General features: G+C 40.9%; 20 protein-coding genes and 1 other annotated feature. Of the genes, 11 read left to right on the forward strand and 9 right to left on the reverse strand.

Features of this window, described 5'->3' with window-relative positions; all coding sequences use genetic code 11:
- Positions 1 to 123: 123 nt before the first annotated feature.
- The 4 genes from A9J31_RS14795 (at position 124) to A9J31_RS14810 (ending at position 3,140) form a co-directional block, all read left to right on the forward strand.
- A complete protein-coding gene (locus A9J31_RS14795) occupies positions 124 to 1,569 on the forward strand; it encodes a protein adenylyltransferase SelO (protein ID WP_067767709.1) in 1,446 nt (481 codons plus the stop codon).
- A 112-nt stretch (positions 1,570 to 1,681) separates the two neighbouring features.
- A complete protein-coding gene (locus A9J31_RS14800; RefSeq protein ID WP_067767712.1) occupies positions 1,682 to 2,287 on the forward strand; it encodes a L,D-transpeptidase family protein in 606 nt (201 codons plus the stop codon).
- Between the two features lie 36 nt (positions 2,288 to 2,323).
- The gene (locus A9J31_RS14805) at positions 2,324 to 2,695 is read left to right on the forward strand and encodes an MmcQ/YjbR family DNA-binding protein (RefSeq protein WP_067767715.1); all 372 of its coding nucleotides are present in this window, start codon (positions 2,324 to 2,326) and stop codon (positions 2,693 to 2,695) included.
- Between the two features lie 178 nt (positions 2,696 to 2,873).
- Positions 2,874 to 3,140, forward strand: coding sequence for a hypothetical protein (locus tag A9J31_RS14810; RefSeq protein ID WP_067767718.1), 267 nt, complete (start codon positions 2,874 to 2,876; stop codon positions 3,138 to 3,140).
- A 251-nt stretch (positions 3,141 to 3,391) separates the two neighbouring features.
- Here the strand turns inward: A9J31_RS14810 and A9J31_RS14815 are convergent, their stop codons facing one another.
- The 4 genes from A9J31_RS14815 to baeS all read right to left on the reverse strand — a co-directional run bounded on the left by A9J31_RS14815 (position 3,392) and on the right by baeS (position 9,404).
- Positions 3,392 to 4,747 carry an amino acid permease gene (locus tag A9J31_RS14815; protein WP_067767721.1) on the reverse strand — a complete coding sequence of 452 codons (1,356 nt, stop codon included), beginning with the start codon at positions 4,745 to 4,747 and terminating at the stop codon, positions 3,392 to 3,394.
- A 352-nt stretch (positions 4,748 to 5,099) separates the two neighbouring features.
- Positions 5,100 to 6,797 (reverse strand): hypothetical protein, encoded by a 1,698-nt coding sequence (locus tag A9J31_RS14820; protein WP_067767724.1) that lies wholly within the window; start codon positions 6,795 to 6,797, stop codon positions 5,100 to 5,102.
- Positions 6,798 to 7,034: 237 nt separating this feature from the next.
- Positions 7,035 to 7,721 carry a response regulator gene (locus A9J31_RS14825; RefSeq protein WP_067767727.1) on the reverse strand — a complete coding sequence of 229 codons (687 nt, stop codon included), beginning with the start codon at positions 7,719 to 7,721 and terminating at the stop codon, positions 7,035 to 7,037.
- A 12-nt stretch (positions 7,722 to 7,733) separates the two neighbouring features.
- Entirely contained in the window at positions 7,734 to 9,404 is a 1,671-nt protein-coding gene (gene baeS / locus A9J31_RS14830) for a sensor histidine kinase efflux regulator BaeS (RefSeq protein ID WP_067767730.1), read from the reverse strand.
- Between the two features lie 133 nt (positions 9,405 to 9,537).
- Here baeS and A9J31_RS14835 point away from each other — a divergent pair, with 133 nt between their 5' ends.
- From A9J31_RS14835 to A9J31_RS14845, 3 genes are all read left to right on the forward strand, one after another.
- Positions 9,538 to 10,182, forward strand: coding sequence for a hypothetical protein (locus A9J31_RS14835; RefSeq protein ID WP_067767733.1), 645 nt, complete (start codon positions 9,538 to 9,540; stop codon positions 10,180 to 10,182).
- Positions 10,183 to 10,499: 317 nt separating this feature from the next.
- Positions 10,500 to 12,302 carry an acyl-CoA dehydrogenase C-terminal domain-containing protein gene (locus tag A9J31_RS14840; protein WP_067767735.1) on the forward strand — a complete coding sequence of 601 codons (1,803 nt, stop codon included), beginning with the start codon at positions 10,500 to 10,502 and terminating at the stop codon, positions 12,300 to 12,302.
- Between the two features lie 193 nt (positions 12,303 to 12,495).
- A complete protein-coding gene (locus tag A9J31_RS14845; protein WP_067767738.1) occupies positions 12,496 to 14,277 on the forward strand; it encodes an acyl-CoA dehydrogenase C-terminal domain-containing protein in 1,782 nt (593 codons plus the stop codon).
- 116 nt (positions 14,278 to 14,393) lie between these two features.
- Here A9J31_RS14845 and A9J31_RS14850 read toward each other — a convergent pair whose 3' ends face one another.
- Both A9J31_RS14850 and A9J31_RS14855 read right to left on the reverse strand, forming a co-directional pair.
- The gene (locus tag A9J31_RS14850) at positions 14,394 to 14,906 is read right to left on the reverse strand and encodes a GNAT family N-acetyltransferase (RefSeq protein ID WP_162270499.1); all 513 of its coding nucleotides are present in this window, start codon (positions 14,904 to 14,906) and stop codon (positions 14,394 to 14,396) included.
- A gap of 47 nt (positions 14,907 to 14,953) precedes the next feature.
- A complete protein-coding gene (locus A9J31_RS14855; RefSeq protein WP_067767744.1) occupies positions 14,954 to 15,586 on the reverse strand; it encodes an FMN-binding negative transcriptional regulator in 633 nt (210 codons plus the stop codon).
- A 154-nt stretch (positions 15,587 to 15,740) separates the two neighbouring features.
- Here A9J31_RS14855 and A9J31_RS14860 point away from each other — a divergent pair, with 154 nt between their 5' ends.
- Positions 15,741 to 16,238 carry a phosphate-starvation-inducible protein PsiE gene (locus A9J31_RS14860; protein WP_067767747.1) on the forward strand — a complete coding sequence of 166 codons (498 nt, stop codon included), beginning with the start codon at positions 15,741 to 15,743 and terminating at the stop codon, positions 16,236 to 16,238.
- A 68-nt stretch (positions 16,239 to 16,306) separates the two neighbouring features.
- Here the strand turns inward: A9J31_RS14860 and A9J31_RS14865 are convergent, their stop codons facing one another.
- On the reverse strand, positions 16,307 to 16,780 hold the full coding sequence (locus A9J31_RS14865) for an RcnB family protein (protein ID WP_067767750.1): 474 nt from the start codon (positions 16,778 to 16,780) through the stop codon (positions 16,307 to 16,309).
- A 183-nt stretch (positions 16,781 to 16,963) separates the two neighbouring features.
- On the opposite strand from A9J31_RS14865, the gene A9J31_RS14870 reads away from it, so the two are divergent.
- The gene (locus A9J31_RS14870; RefSeq protein WP_067767987.1) at positions 16,964 to 17,422 is read left to right on the forward strand and encodes a hypothetical protein; all 459 of its coding nucleotides are present in this window, start codon (positions 16,964 to 16,966) and stop codon (positions 17,420 to 17,422) included.
- Between the two features lie 105 nt (positions 17,423 to 17,527).
- Here the strand turns inward: A9J31_RS14870 and A9J31_RS14875 are convergent, their stop codons facing one another.
- Together A9J31_RS14875 and znuD are read right to left on the reverse strand one after the other, a co-directional pair.
- Positions 17,528 to 18,994 (reverse strand): phospholipase D family protein, encoded by a 1,467-nt coding sequence (locus A9J31_RS14875; RefSeq protein ID WP_067767753.1) that lies wholly within the window; start codon positions 18,992 to 18,994, stop codon positions 17,528 to 17,530.
- Positions 18,995 to 19,103: 109 nt separating this feature from the next.
- On the reverse strand, positions 19,104 to 21,188 hold the full coding sequence (gene znuD / locus A9J31_RS14880; RefSeq protein WP_067767756.1) for a zinc piracy TonB-dependent receptor ZnuD: 2,085 nt from the start codon (positions 21,186 to 21,188) through the stop codon (positions 19,104 to 19,106).
- 148 nt (positions 21,189 to 21,336) lie between these two features.
- On the opposite strand from znuD, the gene A9J31_RS14885 reads away from it, so the two are divergent.
- Both A9J31_RS14885 and aspS read left to right on the forward strand, forming a co-directional pair.
- On the forward strand, positions 21,337 to 22,116 hold the full coding sequence (locus A9J31_RS14885) for a DUF4184 family protein (protein ID WP_067767759.1): 780 nt from the start codon (positions 21,337 to 21,339) through the stop codon (positions 22,114 to 22,116).
- 159 nt (positions 22,117 to 22,275) lie between these two features.
- On the forward strand, positions 22,276 to 24,060 hold the full coding sequence (aspS, locus tag A9J31_RS14890) for an aspartate--tRNA ligase (RefSeq protein ID WP_067767762.1): 1,785 nt from the start codon (positions 22,276 to 22,278) through the stop codon (positions 24,058 to 24,060).
- Positions 24,049 to 24,135, forward strand: a sequence feature (Phe leader region). (Overlaps the previous gene by 12 nt.)
- Positions 24,136 to 24,267 lie beyond the last annotated feature (132 nt).

The raw sequence follows: 24,267 nt of genomic DNA on the forward strand, positions 1-24,267 counted from the left end.
AGTTCTGCTACTTCTTGTTCACACAACAAAGCCTCCTGATGGAGGCTTTGTTCATTTTAAAGCTACAGTTTTCATAGCGCACTTTGCTATAGTAAAACTCATTTCAAATGTATTTTCGCACTTATGCAATTCAATACTCGATATTCGACACTTAGTCCTAAACTGTATCATCACCAACTCCCTTCCCCATTAAAAGGTGCAAAAGCGGGGCATTTTAATGCTGCTTTGGCTGAACAGTTACAATGGTCGAATGAAGATAAAGCTCAATGGGTAGAGATTTGCAGTGGGCAAAAAACATTTGAGGAATTTGAGCCTCTAGCGATGGTCTATGCTGGTCATCAGTTTGGTCAATGGGCCGGTCAACTTGGTGATGGACGCGGTTTACTGATTGCTCAAATCCTCAATAAGCAAGGTCAAACAATAGATCTCCATCTCAAAGGTGCAGGTTCTACGCCTTATTCACGCATGGGTGATGGCCGTGCAGTGCTACGTTCAGTAGTTCGTGAATATCTTGCAGGACATGCGCTGAACAGCTTAGGTATTGCATCAAGTAATGCCGTGGGTTTTACCAGCTCTGAGCAAGGTGTGCAGCGTGAAAAACTCGAGCTTGGCGCGATGATGCTACGTACATCAGACTGTCATATTCGTTTGGGACATTTTGAATGGATCAGTCAGTATCAGGGTGATTTACTACCTGAATTCACGCAAAAATGCATTGAATGGCACTACCCTGAATGCTTGGATGCCGAACAACCGATTTTAGCTTTTGCCACTCAAGTCATTCAGCGTACCGCAGTGATGATTGCCAAATGGCAGCTCATTGGTTTCGCACATGGCGTGATGAATACTGACAATCTGAATATTACTGGTTCAACGCTCGATTTTGGACCTTATGGATTTATGGAGCGCTTCCGCCCAAACTGGATCAACAACCATTCGGATTACCAAGGCCGCTATACCTATCAGCAGCAGCCGAGTATTGGGCATTGGAATTTATGGCAATGGCTGAATAATCTCGTTCCGCTCTGCCCTGCGAATTATGACAAAGAACAATGGAAAGACGATTTAGCCCAATGCTTAGAGCATTTTGAACTGACCTTCTTGGAACATTATAAATTGGGCTTAGCTCAGAAAATGGGTTTGCCAAGTTTCCATCAAGACAGCTTTGACTGCGCCATGGCCTTTTTGCGTATTCTGCAAAGTGAACAGCTGGATTACACGCAAAGCTTTATTCGTCTGCAAAATCATGAATATGAAGCCATTAAAGATGACTGCTTAGACCGCCACGCCTTTGAAGGTTTCTTGGCCCAATATGAAAGTATCCGTGAGCATCAGGACACCGATGCTTTAGATGCTGAAATGGCAAAGGCCAATCCGCATTATATTTTGCGAAATCACATGGCGCAAAAAGCCATTGAACTGGCAGAGCGTAATGATTTTTCAGAAATAGAGCGTTTGTTTACATTGCTCAGTCAGCCCTTTAGCAAACAGCCTGAACTGGAAACAAAAGAAGATTTAGGCCCCTTGCCAAGTGATGTGCCTGAAGTGATGGTGAGCTGTTCATCTTAAACATTTATCCACAAATTCATGCTTCAATCGAAGCAAAATTGTGGATAATTTAGACATTATCCACAATTGAAAAAAAGATGGACTGCGAAAGCATTTCATCCTTTAAAAAATAATGACAAGAAAACGTATCGCCATTTTTAGTTTCGCTACCCTCTTCTGTATTGTGGCGGCCTACCTTGCCTATCAAAAATTTGAAAAATATCTACCTACACCTGCCAATACACTAGCCTTTCCACAAGAACTAAGCGATGCGCAAATTCAAAAAATTCGCACAGAAACGCCAATCGACAATATTCAGGTACATAAAGCTCAACGTTATTTGGAATTAAAACATCAGGATCAGGTCATTCGGCGTTACCCGATGCGTTTGGGCTTTCAACCGCTTGGACATAAAGTTCAAGAGGGTGATGGAAAAACACCTGAAGGCATCTATATGATTGACTGGCGCAATCCGCAAAGCGCATTTTATAAATCTTTGCATATCTCTTACCCCAATGCTGTCGATAAACAGAAGGCTAAAAATCTAGAGGTTTCTGCAGGTGGTGACATTATGATTCATGGTTCGGCGACCAGTTTACAAATGAAAGCTGCACCACAACTGATGACGTATTTCCCACAAAAAGATTGGACTTGGGGCTGTATTGCAGTGCGCAATATTGATATGGATGAAATTTGGCAACTGGTGAATAATGATACAGAGATTCATATTCATCCTTAATATTAAATACAGTCTTTATTTTTTGAGCGATTCTAGATGATTTCATTACACACTGTAGCTGAAAAGACAGCCTTAGCCCTGCCTGAAACCACGTGCAGCCAGCCATTTGGTGAAGGCTGTGATGTGTTTAAAGTCATGGATAAGGTGTTTATGCTGAGTTTTCATTTGGAAGGCAAAGCGGCCGTTAATTTAAAGGTGCTGCCGGACAATGGCGTGATGCTCAGAGATATTTATCCCTTTATTCGTGCTGGCTGGCATATGAATAAGCAGCATTGGATTTCTGTATTTGCAGATAAAGAATTGGAAGAAGAACTTCTGCAGGATTTGGTGCTAAATTCTTATGACTTAGTGGTGTCTAAGCTAAATAAGGGACAACGGCAGAGGATTGAATTGTTGAGGAATATTTAGGTATTCTTTCTCTATCTCATTAAATTTTTTTCAACGAAGATATATTAAAAAGACTGAGAACCGTATCTAGGCTTTTTCATTTCATATAACAGCTATTATGCTAAATGGAGTTTAAAATTGGACGTATGATGCTATAAACGGGCAATCTATGATTCACTCTAAATAAGAGAAAATAATTTTGAAATTAATTAATTATTTACAGCAATTAAACCAAAAATCTTCTGAAGATATATTGTTTGTGGAAGAGCCTTGGACAATTGAAGCAAATACCCAAATTGTTACAGCTGAACGAGATCAAACAGTAATTAATATTAATGGGAAAAGATATACATATTTTTTAGAAATTTTTATAATTAATGAATTATTTGAAGATCTTGACGAAGAAAATATGACCTTCGAAAAAAAGTGCCAACGTATTATTGAATATGCTACTAATGATGCTTAAAGAGATAGAAAGTTTTTCAAAAGTAAAGTGCCTCTAAAATTCATATAGTACACCTTATATAAATTCTTATTTTTTTAATTTATATCAACACCTTAGAAAAAAATCTTTAGTTTATAAGACGCTCGAAAGATTTTTAAATGAACACTTAAGATATATGCCTATTTCTCAAATATTTATTCAATGGCGATATTTAACGGAACAAAATTAAAACTACTAAACTTCAAAAGGCTCTTCCCTAAGCCTTCATGGTATTAAACCTTCTTTGCTTGAATCACTTTAAACAGCACAAACAACAGTAAAATCCATAGCGGCTGCATCAACACCGACAGCATAAACCCCTGATTCCACATGATGTACAAAATCATCAGCATAAACACCAAAACAAAATAGTTGGTGAACGGCGCCAATAAGGCAGGAAACTTAGTTTGTATGCCCTGCTGCTTCATCGCTTTTCTAAACTTCAAATGAATCAAGCTGATCAGCATCCAATTCAGCACCGCAGCGCTCACCACGATATAAATCAAATAACTCAATGCTTTTTCAGGTAAGAAATAATTCAGCAGCACACAGCCAAAAATCAGCAAAGCAGAAAATAAAACCGCCGCAATCGGCGTACCGTGTTTATTCACCTGTTTAAAGGCTTTTGGCGCATTGCCCTGTTCTGCCAAACCGAGCAGCATGCGGCTATTGGCATACATGCCGCTATTACAGACCGAAACGGATGCCGTCAAAATAATAAAATTCAGCAAATGCGCCGCCCAATCAATCCCCATCTGATTAAAAATCATCACAAAAGGACTATGATCCAAACCGCCAAGTTTCAACTGGTTCCACGGCACTAACGACAGCAATACCGCCAAAGAACAGATATAAAATAAGAACACGCGGATTACGGTCTGATTCACCGCTTTCGGGATATTTTGATCAGGATTTTCAGTTTCTGCCGCCGCCATGCTGATTAATTCAATGCCGCCAAAAGCAAACATCATAAAGGCTAGCATGTAGAATAAGCCTTCAAAACCGTGCGGGAAGAAGCCGCCATGTACCCATAAATTACTAATCGAAGCGGTAGAGTCTGCGCCTGCTGTAAGTAGCAGATATATACCAAAAATAATCATGGCAACAATCGCCACAACTTTAATCATCGACAGCCAAAATTCAGATTCTGCATACAGTTTGACATTGGCTAAATTGGCTAGCGTAATCACAGCAAAAAACACCAGAACTGAAACCCAAGCAGGCACATGCGGCCACCAGTAATTGACATATTTGCCTATCGCAGTCAGCTCGGTCATCACCACTAAAATGTAGAGAATCCAGTAGTTCCAGCCCGTTAAAAAGCCAGCAAACTTGCCCCAATATTTAAAAGCAAAATGACTGAATGAACCTGTGACTGGCTCTTGTACAATCATCTCGCCCAACTGGCGCATAATCAGAAAAGCAATCAAGCCACCAATCAAATAGCCCAGAATTATCGATGGTCCAGCCGACTCAATAATATGCGCAGAGCCTAAAAATAGCCCTGTCCCGATTGCGCCACCCATTGCAATCAGCTGAATATGACGGTTCTTTAATCGGCGCTGCAGTTGAGGCATTTCGCTGCTCACAACACGTTCTCATCTTATAAAAAAGTGGATTGTAGCCTGTGCAGCTCTTTGCAGCCAAATATTCGCAGATCATTTCTGTATGAATCATTATGGAATACAGCGCGTGAGCTGCATTTCTCCATAGCACTTGGTCAAATTGATAGGATGGACAATACGGGCCATAAGATTCCACTCGAACAGCCGGAAGCTTTAGCCGCCAGTATACTAAAGTGGCTGAATATATTGTCCCTTTAAATATAAACAGCCCTCAATAGAGAGCTGCTTTTTAGCATTCACTTCACTTGATGGATGATTGATAGTGAATGCAGAACGTCAAACCTATTTATTCATGCTGCGGTGTCATGTAAATTTTTTATTTACGCTGTGGCACTTCAGCCCACCGTGCATAACTCTTCGTGCTTTTCAGCACAGTGCCCGCTTGTTTTGCAGCTGCGCCACTATAGTCCTGAGAGAAACTATCCGAATTTTCATCAAAACTCGCACCATCAAATAATGGGAAAGTTCCGGCTTTTTTCTGTATCACCACATCATCAATCATCCAACCGCGGAAACCGTTATAAAGTTGATCGACCGTTTTGAATTGGAATTTCAGTTGAACATTGGCCTTGCCTGCATATTCATCCAATGAAATTGCTTCTTGCTGAACAGCAGCCGGCGCGAGGTTAAAGCCTAAATTACTGTATGGAATCGGCGCGCGCTCATATGCAGAGGACGGATCTGCCAGCGGGTTTAATCGAGCCAAGGTCTTAAAGCTGTTGCCACCGTCGGTAGAAACTAAAATATTCATCAAATCGAACCCTTGATTATTTGGATTGACCGACTCAATTTCCCACCATGTTTTAAAGCTTAAACTCAAAGGCGCCTGATATTGGCTTAGATTAATGACAGGTGAAATCAATTCTCCCCTATTATCATACTGCGAGGTGCCGCCATCAAACTCTAGAGCCGTGGATGAATCACTTAAAGCGCCAATAAAATTGCCATTTACTTTGTCACCATACCAATATGCTGTATTGCCTTGCAGTGGCTCAGGTACCTTGCCTTGACTTTGGTCATTTGGTGCTAAGCGCACACGCTGATTCACTTGATTATTACGAATATTGTGACCTTTGTTTAGCAACTGCCAATCGACATTAGCCACACTTGGTTGCGACCTTGTCCATGCATTGCGGGTTGCAGAGTCCACTTCAAAAGTTTCACGCCATACCACATCTGCAGATGCTGTTTCGGGCAGCACTTCAAATTGATATCCTGATGCAGAAGAAGCAATGACTGTGACTTTTTTGGTTATGCTATTGAATCCTGCACCGCTTATGGTGAGGGTGGCATTTTTCAATGCTTCAAGCAGCGCATTGGATACGTTAAATGAAAGCGTAAAATATCCATTGGCATCTGTCACAGCACTGACAAATGCGCCATTGGTCGCTGTACCGCCAGACAATGACACTTGCGCATTCGCCAAAGGCTTTCCTTTAAAAATCACTTGACCAGAGAATGTTCCGACCACGGCATCATTGACTGGCGCATCACTTAGTGTCTGACAGTCTTGATCTAAGCAGTTGAGAACCACATTCAACACAATGCTCTTATTGGTATTTTTAGGATGGATCAAGAATGCCGAAACTACAGACTGTCCATTTTTAGTGACCAAAACATAATATGTCCCTGCAGCCAATTTAGGCAGTTTAACGATGCCTTGAGCATTGGCAAGGTAACTTTGACCTTTAAAATGAGTTGCTGTCGGTAAACTATTGATCGGTGGAAAGAGCTGCTCAGAATCATCTGCTGTAATTGTATTCGTTGCTATTTTCAGACTGCCTGCTTGTACTTTTTGCCATTCTTCATCACTTAAAATCTGAATCGACGCAGCATTTAAAGCAAGATTATTCACATCTAATAAAGTCAGCTCTTCTACGCTTTTTTGTACCATAGCATCGGCGACTGGCTCTGGCGGTACGCTTCCTGTCTCATCACGATCACTACCACCACATGCCGTTAAACCCAAGACACCCGTGACCATTATTATTTTTACAAAAGCGCTATTTTTCATCTGTTCTGCCCTCTGGCTGTTCCATTTTTAAAAATTGTTATCTCTACATTGAACTTTGCCAGCTCAAACATACTGGTAAATATTCCAGCAAAATAATAACCAATTTTAATAAAATGCGCAAATTTCGCATTTTTATATCTTTATGGCTTTTGTTCTTCTTGTTTTTAAAATTAATGTAGTTATACACGTAGAAAAAAAACAGGCCGAAGCCTGTCCTTTTAGTATTTACAATATATTTTAATCTTCTGGATATTCAAAACGGTAGCCAACGCCATACACGGCTTGAATCCACTCATGACGGTTGCCGGTTTCCGCAGCATCTGAAATCTTACGACGTAAATTTTTAATATGACTATCAATCACACGGTCAGCCACTTCAAAACTGTCTGGGTTAATATGATCAAGCAATTGCGCACGTGAATACACCTGCCCTACATGCTCTAAAAACAACTCTAGTAAACGAAACTCTGTTGGCGTTAAGCTCAACGCTTTTTGTTGATACCAAATACGCTGCTGTGCTTTGTCCATACGGAATAAATCATTGGCCTCAGGTTCAGCTTTGCGATCTAAACGGCGCAGAACTGCTTGTACACGTGCCACCAATTCTTTCGGGCTAAATGGCTTACAGACGTAATCATCAGCACCCATATTCAACCCCAACACACGGTCGATTTCTTCAGTTCGTGCAGTCACCATAATAATTGGCAGATCAGACTGCTCACGAACTTTACGGCAAATGGTTAAGCCATCCATACGCGGCACCATCAAATCCAAAATCATTAAACTGGGTTTACGCTGCGTGAAACTCTCATAAGCATCTTGCCCATCATGAAACATGCTGACTTCAAAGCCTGCTGCTTCTAGATAATCCCGCACCAACTGTGCAAGTTCTACTTCATCTTCAACCAACATGATATGTTTCATGCATGCTTCCTTTTATTGTTTCATCTGTTTTGGGAAGGTTAATTTGCAGCGCAAACCACCCAATGGAGAATGATCAAAGCTCAATTCTCCACCTAATGCTCTAGCAATTTTAACTGACAATGCTAAGCCTAATCCTGTTCCACCTGTGGCGCGTGTACGCGAATCATCCACTCGGTAAAAACGTTCACCCAAACGAGCCAATTGCTCATCGGTTAGGCCAAATGGGCTGTCATCAACATATACCGTCCACTGTTGATCATCTTGTTCAGTATGCACATGTACTTCACCACCGGCTTCAGTATAGCGAATACTATTACCTAGCAAGTTGACCATAATCTGTTTAAAACGGTCTATATCTAATTGTAATGTTGAGCCGTCACCTGAAGCGGTAATTTTCAGTTGTGCTTTTTCAAATTTCGGTTTAAAGCTTTCGACTTCCTGCACAATGACATCCCACGGATTAATCGTAGTGAGATAACAATTTAATTGCTGTGCCTCAGCTTGCGCCAAATCAGCCAAATCTTTGGTCAATTTTTTCAGACTACTGACTTGATTCAACATCGAAGCAAAATGTTCAGGCGTTGGTTTGCGGATGCCATCTTGCATCGCTTCAATCTGTGCCTGTAATACTGCTAAAGGTGTTTTTAATTCATGTGAAGTATCCGCCACCCATTGACGACGTGAAGTTTCATGCTGATCTAGAATAACCGCTAATTCATTCAGTTCATTGGACAAATCACCTAATTCATCATTACGATTCACCGCAACTTGATACTGATAATTACCTTTGGTTAATTCACGTGTCCCCATCAACAAACGTTGAATCGGTTTTTTGAAATAGGTCGCTAAAAGCAAAGCTGCAATCAAACTGGCAATAAACGTCAGCGCATAGACCAATAATAAATAGCGCGTTTGCTTACTAAAGAAATTAATACTTAGGGCATCATCTTGTTCTAATACAGGTTTTAACCCGAGATATCCAACAACTTCATTATTCACCATAATTGGCCGATATGAAATTTCCTCATCTGTAGGCTCACCCACCACAAACTGACGGTTTGCATCATATAAAGATAAGCGTGAACTTAGCCCCAATCGATCTGGCATCGAAATAAACTGCTTTTTGGTCGTTGCAGGTCTTTCAACAACTTGTGACTGCGTAGATTGATTTTCCTTTTTTTGTTCCGCAGAGCGGTACATATTTTGATTTGAACTTAATGGAAACTTTAAGCCTTCAAAAGGTTGAAATGCTGAAGGTAAATTCTTTTCGAGCCAATAAAGTTCTTGGGCTTTTTCTTCCGCAGTTTGTCTAGGATCAGCCAACATCGCTGTAGAATTTACTAAATTATGATCCTGAAAATAGCGCTGTTGCAGCGCAATGTCATATTGACGACGTAACCACCAGCGTGACAAACGGTCATAATCATCAGGTGCTGCCTTACCTTCAATTTGCAGAATTTGCGCCTGAATCGCATTGCCCCAATCGTGATACAGCGCATAGACATCGGCTAAATTTTCGATGACATGATCGAGTTTTTGCATCTCAACATCTGCAACATACTTAGTGAAATTACGCTGCATGTTCCAATGCAACACACCTAAACTGACTGTCGTAATGACGAGCGTCGTCAACAACACAGTAAGAAATAAGCGTAAGGCAATCGGGACACGACGGATTTTCAAAAGAGAACTCTCATTTTTCTTCTATATTCATTATTGTAACGAACAGCGAAGTAAAAAACTCTCCATTGTTTCTACATCTTTATTATTTAATCTTTAACCATCAAGTAAACACATGATCTACTGGTGAAAGACAATGAATAATATGACAAAAATGGCTTTAGTCGGTGCAAGCGTATTGAGCATGGGCGCATTAACAGCATGCCAATCAACATCTACACCAAAAGATGCTGAACATGGTCGTATGATGAAACAACATCACGGTGATCAAGATCGCCGTATGTCTCCAGAACAACGTGAGCATTTTAAAAAAATGCGTATTGAACAGCGTCAAGTCTTTGCAGAAATGCAAAAAGCTTGTGATGGTAAAGCTGTTGGCAGCGCAGTACAGGTTAAAGCCGGTGACAAAGCGATTGATGGCACATGTACCATGACGTTCAATGCTGATCGCAAAGCCATGAAGCAAGAAATGAAAAATGCACGTGGCGAACATAAACCAATGCGGGGCGGTGAGCACCGTCCAATGCGTGGAGACATGCGTGGTCAGATGCAACGCGGTGAGCCATTGACTGATGCAAAACGTGCAGAGCTGACTAAACAGTTTGATCAGCGTTTAGCAGAACGCCAAGCCAAACAACAAGCGATTATGAAAGCATGCCAAGGCAAAACCGATGGCAGCGCGGTTGCGATTAAAGTTGGCGAACAGCAGATCAATGGTCAATGTAAAGTGCGTTTCCAACCCAAAGCCCCTGTTGCACCAACAACTGCACCTGTAAAATAAGCATTCACAACTGATCTATTCATTTCTCAGAAAAAAGGCACTCATAAGAGTGCCTTTTTGTTGGACATATATTTTTACGCTTTTTGACTATTTGTGTCATTCATTTTCATCTAAACGCGTTTACACTCAATACACTTAGCATTTTCAAGGGATATTTCTTTGACTTTACAGTCACTAACTTATACACCTCAAATGCTTGTACCCAATAAGAAGATGTTGCACGATTAGAACCATTCCAATACGTGTCATTGAAGACACGTTCAAATGTTTATTTAGGATTACTAACGCTGGTAGAAACCAGTATTGAGGAAAACGATATGCCACAATACAAAGCGCCCTTACGTGATATGCAATTTGTTCTGCATGAACTTTTAAAAGCAGAAGATCACTATGCACAACTGCCTGCATTTTCTGACACCGTAAGTCGTGAGTTGGTTGACCAATATCTAGAAGCTGCTGCTGACTTCTGTGAAAATGAACTTTCTCCTCTTAACCAAGTCGGCGACCGTGAAGGTTGTACTTGGAATGATGGCGTTGTAACAACACCAACTGGTTTTAAAGAAGCGTATCAAAAATATATCGAACTTGGTTTCCCATCTTTGTCTGCTGAAGAACAGTATGGCGGTCAAGGTCTACCTGTTTCACTAGGTAACATCATTTCTGAAATGGTGGGTACGTCGAACTGGGCTTGGGGTATGTATCCTGGTCTATCTCATGGTGCTGTACGTACTTTAGAACACCACGGTTCACAAGAACAAAAAGACGCTTACCTGCCTAAACTTGTTTCAGGTGAATGGACAGGTACCATGTGCTTAACAGAATCTCATGCAGGTTCTGACTTAGGTATTATCCGTTCTAAAGCTGAGCCGCAAGCGGATGGCAGCTATGCAATTTCTGGCGAGAAAATCTTTATCTCTGCTGGTGAACACGACATGGCTGAAAACATCATCCACATCGTACTTGCTCGTCTTCCTGGTGCACCAAAAGGCACGAAAGGTATTTCATTATTCATCGTTCCTAAGTTCAACCTCAATGCTGACGGCACTGTAGGAGAACGCAACGCAGTACGTTGTGGTTCGATTGAACACAAAATGGGTATCCATGGTAACGCGACTTGTGTCATCAACTTTGATAACGCAAAAGGCTTCTTGATTGGTCCTGAAAACCGCGGTCTAAACTGCATGTTCACATTCATGAACACTGCACGTATCGGTACTGCTGTACAAGGCCTTTCAGCTTCTGAAGGCGCTTTCCAAGGTGCGCTTGCTTATGCAAAAGACCGTTTGGCAATGCGTTCACTTTCAGGCCCTAAAGCTCCTGAAAAAGAAGCAGATCCAATTATCGTTCACCCTGCTGTACGCAACATGCTCATGACGCAAAAATCATTTGCTGAAGCTGGTCGTGCTCTGGTTTACTTATTGTCTTTCCATGCCGATATCGTGGAACAAGGTGCAACTGAAGAAGAACGTAAATTCTCTGACAACATCTTGTCATTATTAACTCCAATTGCTAAAGCATTCTTAACTGAAACAGGTTCAGAATCTGCTAAACATGGTGTTCAAGTATTCGGCGGCCATGGTTTTATTTCAGAACACGGTATGGAGCAAATCGTACGTGATACACGTATCTCTTGCTTGTACGAAGGTACGACTGAAATTCAAGCGATTGACTTGTTAGGCCGTAAAGTATTGGGTACTCAAGGTGCAATGTTGAAAGACTTCACCAAGATCATCCATAAATTTGTTGAAGCCAACAAAGACAACGCTGCCATGAAAGAATTTGTTGAGCCGCTTGCTGCGCTTAACAAAGAATGGGGCGACCTAACCATGCAGATTGGTATGAAAGCAATGCAAAACCCAGAAGAAGTGGGTGCTGCTGCGGTCGATTACCTGTACTTCTCTGGTTATGTAACGCTTGCTTACCTATGGGCTCGTATGGCGTTAGTTGCACAAGAAACTTTAGCTGCAGGAACAACAGATGTTGATTTCTACAATGCAAAAGTAACGACTGCTCGCTTCTACTTCAAGAAAATCTTACCGCGCGTTCGCTCTCATGTAGAAGTGATCGCAGGTGGCCTAGATCCTCTTATGGCATTGGATGCAGAACACTTTGCATTCTAATGTGAATATCTAAAACATATTCAAAAAATTGTACTCTTGAGTGCAGAAATAGAGAAAGGACGGTCATAGCATTGGCAGTCCTTTTTCTTTATAAATAGTCCCATAATTTTACTTTGGTCAATTTTCTCCACGCTTTGTGCCGATACAAATTGCCCCAAGTCCACAGATTCAAACAATAAACAGGTGAACGAACATGCCAATTTATAATGCACCGCTTGCAGATATGAAATTCATCTTAAATGATGTTTTTAAAGCAGAACAATTCTGGCAAAACAACGAAAATCTTGCTCACGTTGATGCTGCAACTGCAGAAGCCATTCTTGAAGAAATGGCAAAATTTGCGCAAAACGTCACTCATCCTTTAAACCGCACAGGTGATGAAGAAGGCGCAACCTATAGCAATGGCAATGTCACGACTCCTGCTGGTTTCAAAGAAGCATTTAAACAATATGCAGAAGGCGGCTGGATTGGTCTAGGCGCAGACGAAGAATGGGGCGGTCAAGGCATGCCGAAAATGCTGACTGTTCTGTCTGATGAAATGCTGTTTGCAACTAACCCATCATTCATGCTCTACCCACTTCTTTCTGTAGGTGCAGGCATGGCGTTAAACAGCTATGCATCACAAGAGCAAAAAGAAACTTATTTGCCAAAAATGTACACAGGTGAATGGTCAGGCACGATGTGCTTAACTGAGCCGCATGCAGGTACAGACTTAGGCATTATTAAAACTAAAGCTGAACGTAATGAAGACGGTACTTATAACATTACAGGTACGAAAATTTTCATCACTGGCGGTGACCACGACCTTTCTGAAAATATCATTCACTTAGTTTTAGCGAAAACGCCGGATGCGCCTGCGGGCTCACGCGGTATTTCACTATTCATCGTACCTAAATTCTTGGTAAATACAGACGGTTCTCTAGGTGAGCGCAATGCTGCAGGCCCTGGTTCTATTGAACATAAAATGGGGATCAAAGCGTCTGCAACATGTGTGATGAACTTTGATGGCGCGAAAGGCTACCTCGTTGGTAAAGAGAACGAAGGTCTTGCTGCAATGTTCGTGATGATGAACTACGAACGTCTGTCTATGGGTATTCAAGGCCTAGGTGCTTCTGAATTTGCTTATCAAAATGCAGCGCAATATGCGACTGACCGTTTACAAGGCCGTAGCGCTTCTGGCGTTCAATCGCCTGCAAAACCTGCAGACAGCATCTTAGTTCATGGTGATGTACGTCGTATGTTGCTGAACGCACGTGCCAACAATGAAGCATCTCGTGCATTTGCGGTTTATGTCGGTCAACAATTAGACATTACCAAGTTCTCTACGGATCCAGAAGCAGTCAAAGCAGCCAATAATCGTGTTGCGCTGTTAACACCTATTGCTAAAGCGTATTTAACAGATACAGCTTTTCAAGCAACACTCGATGCCCAAATGGTGTTTGGTGGTCATGGCTTCATTCGTGAATGGGGTATGGAACAATGTATCCGTGACCTGCGTATTGCACAGATTTACGAAGGGACCAACGGTGTTCAATCGCAAGACTTAATTGGTCGTAAAACCATTAAGTGCAATGGTGAATTCATTGCTGAATATATCCAAGAAATCCGCGATTTTGCCAATAACTTAGATGCCAGCTTGAACTACATCAAAGATGCAACATTAGATGCAGCAGCTGAAGTTGAAGCTGTGACTCAATATGTACTTGAAGCTGCTCGTGAAAACATTGAGTTCCCGAACTCAGCAGCAGTTGATTACCTACATGCTGTAGGCCTACTCAGCTTTGCCTATATGTTTGCCCGCATTGCAGATGCAGCAAAAGACAAAGATGGCGAGTTCTACCAAAACAAACTTGCACTAACCCTTTACTTCACGCAGCGTATTTTACCTGAATTGGCATTACGCATTGCTAAAGTAAAAGCAGGTTCTGAAGTGATCATGAACTTCTCTGAAGATTACTTTACCAACCAAGCTTAATTAGCTACACAAAATCAAAAATGCCCGATTTATCGGGCATTTTTTTATTTATTTACTACTCTTATTAAATAACCACTGAATAGGATTCTTTAAGCAAAAATAATAAACGTAACAACTTATTCATAATCTTCCAATTCCATTCGATATGTAAAACAAGGATGGAACTGATCGTCTAGCATTGGAAATTGCGCCCAATGCGTTTTATCTTTATCTAATTTAAATCCGGCCTTAATTAAGACATTTTGTGATGCTAAATGTTCCTCAGCACAAAACGATGAAATAACATTCGTGACATGATTCTGCTTTAAATACTTAATTCCCCCAATTAAAGCCTCAGTCATATAACCACAACCATGAAAGTTCACTCCTAGCCCAAAATGTATTTCCCCATGGTTTTCTTGATTGAAGAAATACAGTAAGCCCATCGCTAACTGCGTATTCTTATCACTAATCACCCATGCAAAATCAGGATTGTGTGTCGACCAACAATGATCTGCCCACTTTTCTAAAACATTCTTGGTCTGTTGAATCGTTACATGTGGCAACCGCTGCAGATAACGAGTTGCCTCTATATTCGAAAAATATGTATCAAATAATGAAATTTCATCTCCTAGCTGATACTTTCTCAAGCATAAACGTTCAGTTTCAATCCTATTGGGCATGATTCTTTAGTCTGTTATTTCATGGGATAAAATTTTTTGATTGACTCCGCCATTTCAGCATTCGACCTTTCCAAAGCTTTTGCCACATTTATCACATCTACAGCGCTTCGGTTTTGACTGACTTTAAATTTCCCGATCATCGACTGAATATCGATTTCAATCGCTACAATTTTTTCCAGTTGCTCCGCAATAAAATCATTAGGCGCATCGCCCATTTTCCACGGCATTGGCTGATTAGCTTCATGCATTCGTGTCAACCTTGCCAACACACCCCTTAAATATTTGTCGTCGTCAAGTTTAAGAATTTCACCTTTTACATGCACCACACGGTAATTCCATGTCGGAACGACACGATGATGCTCTTGCTTTCCTTCATACCAATTTGGCGAAATATAAGCATCTTCAGCCTGAAAAATAACATAGACATGTGCTGACTGATTCAATATTTCAAACATTGGATTGGCTTTGGCAATGTGCCCACGTAATACACCAAACCCACCCTGCTGCATTTCATACTCTAAAGGCAGATGATTCACCTCAAGTGTACCATCGGCAGCTGTCATAACCACCGTTGCAAGCGGGTATTGCTGAATGAGTTCGACTAAATCATCCAATTGATCATGCTTAAAATGTGTAGGTAAATACATCTTGTTATTCGGTTAGATCAACAAAAATTAAGCTTCAACTTAACATTAAAATCAGATATTTATCTAAAAATTTTTTTTGTCATATTCCTTTAATGTGCATGAAATTTGCTTAGTATTTAATGAACATTCAAGTGATATACACAGGAGGAAAAAGATGACACACCGTGATCCCAAAGTAGAAAAAGTTGAAGCCCTCCTTGACCGTTTTGGCAATCTTGCAGTGGAAGGTTTCCACTACATCGCTTTATTTGTGATTGGCTGTATGATCATTTGGTCTGCGGGCCATACTATTTTTGAAATTATTACGATTAAACAGTTCGCCACAATTGATGATATTTTGCTGTTATTTATCTATCTTGAACTGGGAGCCATGGTCGGAATTTACTTCAAGACCAACCATATGCCTGTACGCTTTTTAATTTATATTGCTATTACTGCCCTAACCCGCTTGCTCATTGCGGATATTCAACATGACCATAAAGCAGATATGGGCTTGGTCATTACCACAGGTTCGATTCTAATTTTAGCTGTGGCCATTTTGATTGTGCGCTATGCCTCTTGGACTTATCCATCGGTGATCCGCGATAAGCATTCCGAAAAGCCACTGCCTGAAGGAAAAACTCCTCGCCCACAAGATGATGAATTGGCTTAAACACTAAATCGTTCCCTCTCCTTTTAGGAGACGAGTAGCATTGCTACGCAAGGGAGAGGTTATAAACCTTATCTATTTGGCACCAATACATAGCGACCATTTTCAAAAATCCAGTACATTCCATTGGGTGGTGCTGGTAAACCTAAACGCTGCCAATCACTGATAAAAGTATAGGTTGAACTCGAAATACTCGCGCTGGCAGGATCACCATTCACCCAGCTATAACTTTGTGAATTTTGGATAATCGTAGTCGGTGCTTGATATTGAATACTTATGCCATTTTGCACCTGTGGTGGATATGGACGGTTTGGATAATTGGGATATTGAGGGCGATGAGGATAGTTCGGGTAATGCTGCGGGTAATTGGGAGCATGCTGTGGATAGCTTTGACCATGTTGGGGATAACCAGGCCGATTCATAGCAGGTGGACGCTTAGTGGTATCCACACCTTGATAGTTTGACCATTTGTTTTCCGCAAAAGTACTGGCTGAAGTCATTATCAGCATCACACCTGCCATTGCATAGAATAATGTTGCTTTCACTCAAGCTCTCCTTCACGGTATATAGATTAAGTATAGAACCCATTTTAGGAGAAAAAATGAATAAAAATCCATCAAATGCAAGAATTTGTTAATTTTCCGACCAAGCTGATCGCACCTTCAAGCTAGCCTGTTTTTCATTGGATTGTGCTAAGATTGATTTTATTTCGTAGTGGATCAAATGCTGTGTCTGAATTAAGTTTTGACCGACTTCATCAATTTTTTTCGAAAGTACCAAGTATCCAAGAAGCCTTAATCGACTCCTACGGCACTGATGGCAAAAATGCGTGGTGGTTCAAATTTCAAATTAATGTAGATCACCCTTTAGCATGGCAAACCGTTCAAGAATTGGGTCATGTATTGAACTATATTTCTAAAAATGAACGCTTACCGACTCAATTTTTACCGGTTTCTCCGCCACCATATATGAATGGCGAAGCAAAACAATTCTTGTCTTGGGTGATTCAATGTAACCATGCTGACTTTCCACCAGACGTAATTTGCGACTGGTTAGAAGCTCGTTTACCTCAACCGGTAGAAGATGCTGATAAATGGAAAATCAAAACGGATATTAAAGAATTAGATCAAATGTCAGATAAAGATTTGGATACTTTAGTTCCGCCAAATCCTGATCCGAAGAATTAATAATTACTGAATATACCTCTCCCTTGCGTAGCAGTGCTACTCATCTTCTGAAATGAGAGGGAATTCCTTCCCCCTTTGGGGGGGAAGGTTAGGATGAGGGGAAAATTAAAAAGTAGACAATCCACTCCATTCCATAAAGCGATACATCGCGTATTTCAAGGTCGATTCATCTGCATATTTACTATAATCGACACTCATTTGTTTACCATCTAGATTTAACCAAGCTGTATTAAAGTACTGTGATGCATCTTTAAAAACTTGAGCATCGTTCAAACCAATCACACGTAAATCTGTTTCTAAATTATAGTTTTTCAAGTTACGCGCGGTGAAATTTGCCGAACCTAAAATCATATCGGCTTGATAAGCAGTACGTTTTAAAATCATCTTGCTATGACATTGTTCACCTTGGGTATTACACCAACGTACATCAATGCCAGCATCATGTAATTCAGATGCCACAGGTCGATTTGGAATGCCATTTTTGGTGCGTCCAAAAGCATCTTTATTCGGATCGAGTAGGACACGCACTTTCACACCACGTTCATGAGCAGCAATTAGTGCTTTAATAATTTTACGTTCAGATAAATAGAACATGGCAATATCAATTTCTGTACCCGATTTTTGTGCCGTATTAATCATATCTAATACGCCATCATAAATGGCTTTTTCAGTCAGCACCTGTACTTGAGGCTCAGTTTTCGCAGCTTCAACATCTTTAATCACCACAAAAGGTATATTGCCTTTCGACATCATGCCGACTGCTTGCTCGGTTTTTAATAGGTCAATTGCAGTCATTCCCTTCACAGTCAGAGCAACATTCGAATGTCGTGAACTTCCATCGTGCGGGTTCATTGAGGTCACAAGACCTTTCCAGCCATCGATGGTATCTACCACCAAAGTTTTTCGGTGATTCGCTTTAAAGTTAAACAGATCCATATAGCTGCGAATCGTCACTTTTTCCGTACCTAATGGATTCGGTAACCAACCTTTTTGTGGGTTATTGCCAATATCTTGACAACATATGTACCAAAAACCTGACCATGCTGGGTTGGATGCACGAAGCGGTACCAAATTGGTTTCGATTAACTCAATTCCACCTTGACGCAATTGACGATAATGTTCCGGTTGAATGCCGCCATAGACGGAGTTCACTGGATCAGTAATGACAAAAATTTCAACTTGTGGTGATAATCGACGCTTAATAATCAGCGCATCAGTTAATTCTTGCGTAAGCTGCTCATGTTCAAGTTGAGAGTCGCCCACTTGCTGATTAAACAAGAACATATCCATCACAATGGTGGATTGCGCTTCCTCAATCATTTTTAGCATTTCTTTAAAAATACGATGCTCTTGTTGCTGCTTACCTTGCGCATCAATATAAGTCTGATCCGTTAAAAAATTGACTTGTGTATGACGTAACTTACCGGTGTAATCCAGCCCTTCGGGTAATGGCTTCAAAGTGTGATAACTCGCTGAAGCTAAATACCCTAAAGCCAATAATCCAATCACTACACTGACATAGCGGCGACGTGACCAATTCAGTTTGTTATGTATTCGTTGAATAATGCGCATAAGAAAAAACCTAGTCCAATACGCTCAGACTAGGTTCTATTCATTGATTTTTCAAGAGGATTTCTGTGACTTCAGCTTGATTAGAACACCTTACTCAGTCACATTTAGCTTAAAAACCAAATTCTAGCCCCACAGTAAAATTGCGTCCTACTTGTGGAATATTGGCTAAGAATGAACTGTGTGAATAAACATCTTCATCCAATAAGTTGTTGGCTTTGAAGTACACACGGTAATCATTACGGTCTTTTAACTGACCGCTATAAGCGACACCTAAATTAACCATGTTATAACCGTCAGTTTCTTGTTCATACGCCGTGATTTTATCTTGCTTAAAGACATGTGCATATTCTGCCTGGCCTGACCAACCATCCGCAAAGTCGACATCAACTTTCGTGCCTAAACGGCCAGCTGGTACGCGTGGTGCATTTTCACCATCAATTTTGCCACGCACATAATCACCAAATACACTCAGTTTATACATGTCATTCACTGCATAACCCACTTGCGCTTCAGCACCATAGAATTTAGCTTTATCTTGCGTGTAATCAACTAAGCGGAAGTTTTCAAAGTTATCTTTGGTTGCAGCATAAATATAGTTATCGTACCAATTGTGATACACATGTACATGGTAGTCCAATTGGTCTTTTTCGTAATGGAAACCCACTTCTATATTATTGGATTTTTCCACATCCAGATTTTCATTTCCGCGTTCATAGGTATTGGTCGCAAAGTGCTTACCATTTGCATAGAGCTCTTGTGCCAATGGTAAGCGTTCTTGATGCGAACCAACCAGTGACAATTTATAGTTTGGTGTAAATTCCCAGTTCACAGCACCTGAGTAGGAAATACCATAATCGTCATAATCTTTTTGTTTTGAATCAATCTCAATTTTTTGCTGATCGACACGGGCACCCAACTCGACATGAAAATTGCCGAATTGTTTATGCTCTAAACCAAACACACTCCATTTTTGCGTTTTGTTTGGGCTCATCAATGATTCTTCACCACTGATATTGAGCTTTTGTTGATTGTACTGGGTACCGATTACCCCTTCCCATTCAGCAATTGGGTTATGGACCAATTCTAAACGGCCATCATAACCTTTACTTTTAAAGGTCGTTGCTGCGGTGTTACCTTCAATTTCATCATGTTTATAGTCCGTATAACTCGCATGCGCACGTAGTTTTTGGAATCCTGCAAACGGCTCAGCCAATTCAGTACGGAAATCATAACGTTCAGATTTTAAATCGACCCACGGACCAGCAGCATCATGGTCATGATCGTGGTCGTCATGGGCAGAATGGTCATGTTCATCGCTGTGATCATGATTGTCATGCCCGTCACAATGTAAATGATCATCATGTGGATGACAGCTTTCATATTCATGGCTATGACCAGGCAAACCATATTGATCCTGACGATTCGTATAAGACAGACCCGCAAAACCACGCTCATGAATCCATGAAGCACCAATCGTTACATTTTCGCCTTCAGCAAAAGTATTACCCACACGACGTTCTTTTTCTAACTCACCCTCATGATCATGGAAATAATTGGGTGCAATATAGTCATTGGCTTTACGCTTTGATCCCTCAACTCGCAGTGCAAAATTTTCTCCTAGCGCAGCAGTGACACCTGCACTCGCTAATTTTTCGTCACTACCTGAGTTATAACGTAGCCCAACCTGCCCCTCTAAACCATTTTCAGGCATCTGCGTTGGAATTTTTTGATCGGTAACATTCACCAACCCACCAACCGTCCCAGCTGCATATAATAAAGTGGATGGCCCACGAATCACTTCAACTTGTTTGGCTAAAATTGGATCAACGGTAACGGCATGATCGGGTGACAGCGTTGAAACATCGGCGGTTTCAGATGCATGCTCCAACACTTTGACACGTGGCCCATCTTGCCCACGTATTACAGGTCGACTTGAGCCTGCACCAAACTGATTTGAATACACTCCAGGTTGTCCGGCAATGGCATCGCCAATAGTGACTCCACCTTGTGCCAAATCTTTATGCTTAATAATGTTATCTGCAACCGCAAAATCTGCGGCACTTTGATTTAAAGGATGAACCTGAACATTAATCGCCTCTAAAGTTTGTACCTGTTGTTGCTGATCATCAGCATAAATATTGGGTGCAATCACTGCAAAAATTGAGATTGTGATTAAATTCTTATGAAAGGACATTTGGAGAGACTCAAATCTGGCTAATTTTGAATAATGTTATAATATAACATTTCATTGTTTTTGCAATAAAAAACAATTGAACATCTTCAAATCAGTTACACTGCGCTATACATAACCTTGTATTTATTGATAAATTTATTCGAATTCAATGCCTTTCACTCTTTCTCATGCCGTGTTAGCCCCACCGATTTCTAAACTGACTGGAAACCGGTTGCCGATTGCTGCTCTCGCGATTGGTACCATGGTGCCGGATTTATTTCGCTTATTTACCAATGCTGATTACGCCGGCTCACATCAGTGGTCAGGTTTCATTTTTCCCAATTTAGTACTCGGATTGATCTTCTGTTTCATTTGGTACGCTATTTATCGTCCTGTGATATTCGCTTTTTTTGGTTTAAATAAACCGTTAAACATTGATGGCGTAAATCGCTTTTGCGGTTTTATCATAAGCATCATCCTCGCATTGCTGATTGGTACAGCCACGCATATTATTTGGGATGGTCTCACACATGTGGATTTCCGTACGTTTGCCTTTAAAGACACCTTGATGCAACCCATTTCCTTTTTTGACAGAAATTATCCTTTACACCGAGTTTTGCAAATTGGTCTGTCTGCCTTAGCCCTGCCTGTATTGGCATGGATGATCTATCGTCATCACATACAATATCGCAGTACAGCCAATGTGCATAAGAGTATTAAAATTTATGTATATGGCTTATTTACAGTGTCACTTCTCACTGGTGTCATGAGTTATTTTTATTTTGCAGATAGTGTTTATTCAGATGCTTTTGTACATGACTTATATGCCTACATCGGAAAGTCGATTAATTATTTTTTTCGCGCATTCTTAAGTACTTTTAGTCTTGGATGTCTTATTTTCCTTTTATTAAAAGTAACAACGAATATTTTTTCAAAAACAAACTCATAAATCGTTTCAGAATCTCTCAATGCAAGGATTTTTGTTCTATAAAGCCGAAGTCCTTGTGACAAAATAGCCAAAAAGAGGCATAATCCTCTATTCGAATAAAAGCGGTGCGCTGTTTACGCATTCGCTGACCTTAACCCATATAGTTGGATTTCTAACGCTATGATGCGAACTCATTACTGCGGTTCTTTAACCGAAGCTCAAATTGACCAAACCGTTACATTATGCGGTTGGGTACATCGTCGCCGTGACCACGGTGGTGTAATCTTCCTTGACATGCGTGACCGTGACGGTCTTGTTCAAGTGGTTATTGACCCAGATACTCCAGAAGCTTTCGCAACTGCAGACAAATCACGTTCAGAATTCGTATTAAAAATTACAGGCCGTGTACGTCGTCGTTACGAAGGTACTGAAAACGCGAATATCGTGAGTGGTCAAATTGAAGTACTTGGTAAAGAAATTGAAGTTCTTGCTGCTTCTGAGACTCCTCCATTCCCATTGAATGACGAAAATACCAACATTTCTGAAGAAGTACGTTTGAAATATCGTTTCCTTGATATTCGTCGTCCAGAAATGTTAGATCGTCTACGTTTCCGTTCTAAATTAACCAACCTTATTCGTAACTATTTCGAAGAAAATGGTTTCTTAGACGTTGAAACTCCGATTTTGACTCGTGCTACGCCTGAAGGCGCACGTGACTATTTAGTGCCAAGTCGTGTTTCTAACGGTAGCTTCTACGCACTTCCACAATCTCCACAGCTATTTAAACAGTTGTTGATGGTTGGCGGTATTGATCGTTACTACCAAATTGCTAAATGTTTCCGTGATGAAGACTTACGTGCTGACCGTCAGCCTGAATTCACACAAATCGACGTTGAAACATCGTTCATGAGTGACGATGACATCATGGATTTGATGGAACGTTTAACCGTTAAGATGTTCAAAGAACTTCTAAACGTTGAATTCGACAAATTCCCTCGCATGACTTATGCAGATGCAATGCGTGACTATGCATCTGACAAACCAGATATGCGTATTCCTTTGAAACTTGTTGACGTTGCAGACATGATGCAAGACGTTGAGTTCAAAGTATTCGCAGGCCCTGCTAAAGATCCTAAAGGCCGTATCGTTGCGCTTCGCGTACCAGGTGCTGGCGCGCTTCCACGTAGCCAAATCGACGAATACACTAAATTCGTGGGTATCTATGGCGCGAAAGGTTTGGCTTACATCAAAGTCAACGAGCTTGAAAAAGGCATTGAAGGTCTTCAATCTCCAATCGTTAAATTCATCGAGCCAATTGTGCTTGATCTATTGAAACGTGTTGGCGCTGAAAATGGCGATATCGTATTCTTTGGTGCAGACAAAGCAAAAGTTGTAAATGATGCAATGGGTGCTTTACGTATTAAAGTCGGTCATGACATGAAGCTTGCAACTTGCGAGTGGGCTCCACTTTGGGTTGTTGACTTCCCAATGTTCGAAGAAACTGATGACGGCAAATGGACTTCTGTTCACCACCCATTCACGCTGCCAAAATCAAGCGTTGAAGAAGTGAAAAACAACCCAGGTGCTGCATTGTCTGTTGCTTACGATATGGTATTGAACGGTACTGAAATCGGTGGTGGTTCATTGCGTATCTTCAACCTAGAAATGCAAAAAGCGATCTTTGAAGCGCTTGGTATTGGTGAAGAAGAAGCAGAAGAGAAATTCAGCTTCTTACTTAACGCGTTGAAATTCGGTGCGCCTCCTCACGGTGGTTTGGCATTCGGTCTTGACCGTCTAGTGATGTTGATGACTGGTGCATCTTCAATCCGTGACGTGATTGCATTCCCGAAAACTAAAACTGCGGAATGTCCTTTAACTCAAGCGCCTGCGCCAGTTGAAGTGAACCAATTACGTGACCTTGGTATTCGTTTACGCGAAAAACCAAAAGCTGAAGAAGCTAAATAATTTTTACTTCCTTTTTCTCTCTTTGAGAGAAAAAGGAAGTAAAAGAAAGCCCTGCAAGAGCAGGGCTTTTTTTATTTCAATACACATTGCAACGAAATAAAACATAAAAACTTTTTTTGATTTACTTTGCTAATAGCAAAACTCTTGAACTACGCTATGATGCATTCACAAATAGTTTTATGCGTATATTATCGCCGCTTTTATTTA

The sequence above is a fragment of the Acinetobacter gandensis genome, from assembly GCF_001678755.1.
Taxonomy (GTDB): Bacteria; Pseudomonadota; Gammaproteobacteria; order Pseudomonadales; family Moraxellaceae; genus Acinetobacter; species Acinetobacter gandensis.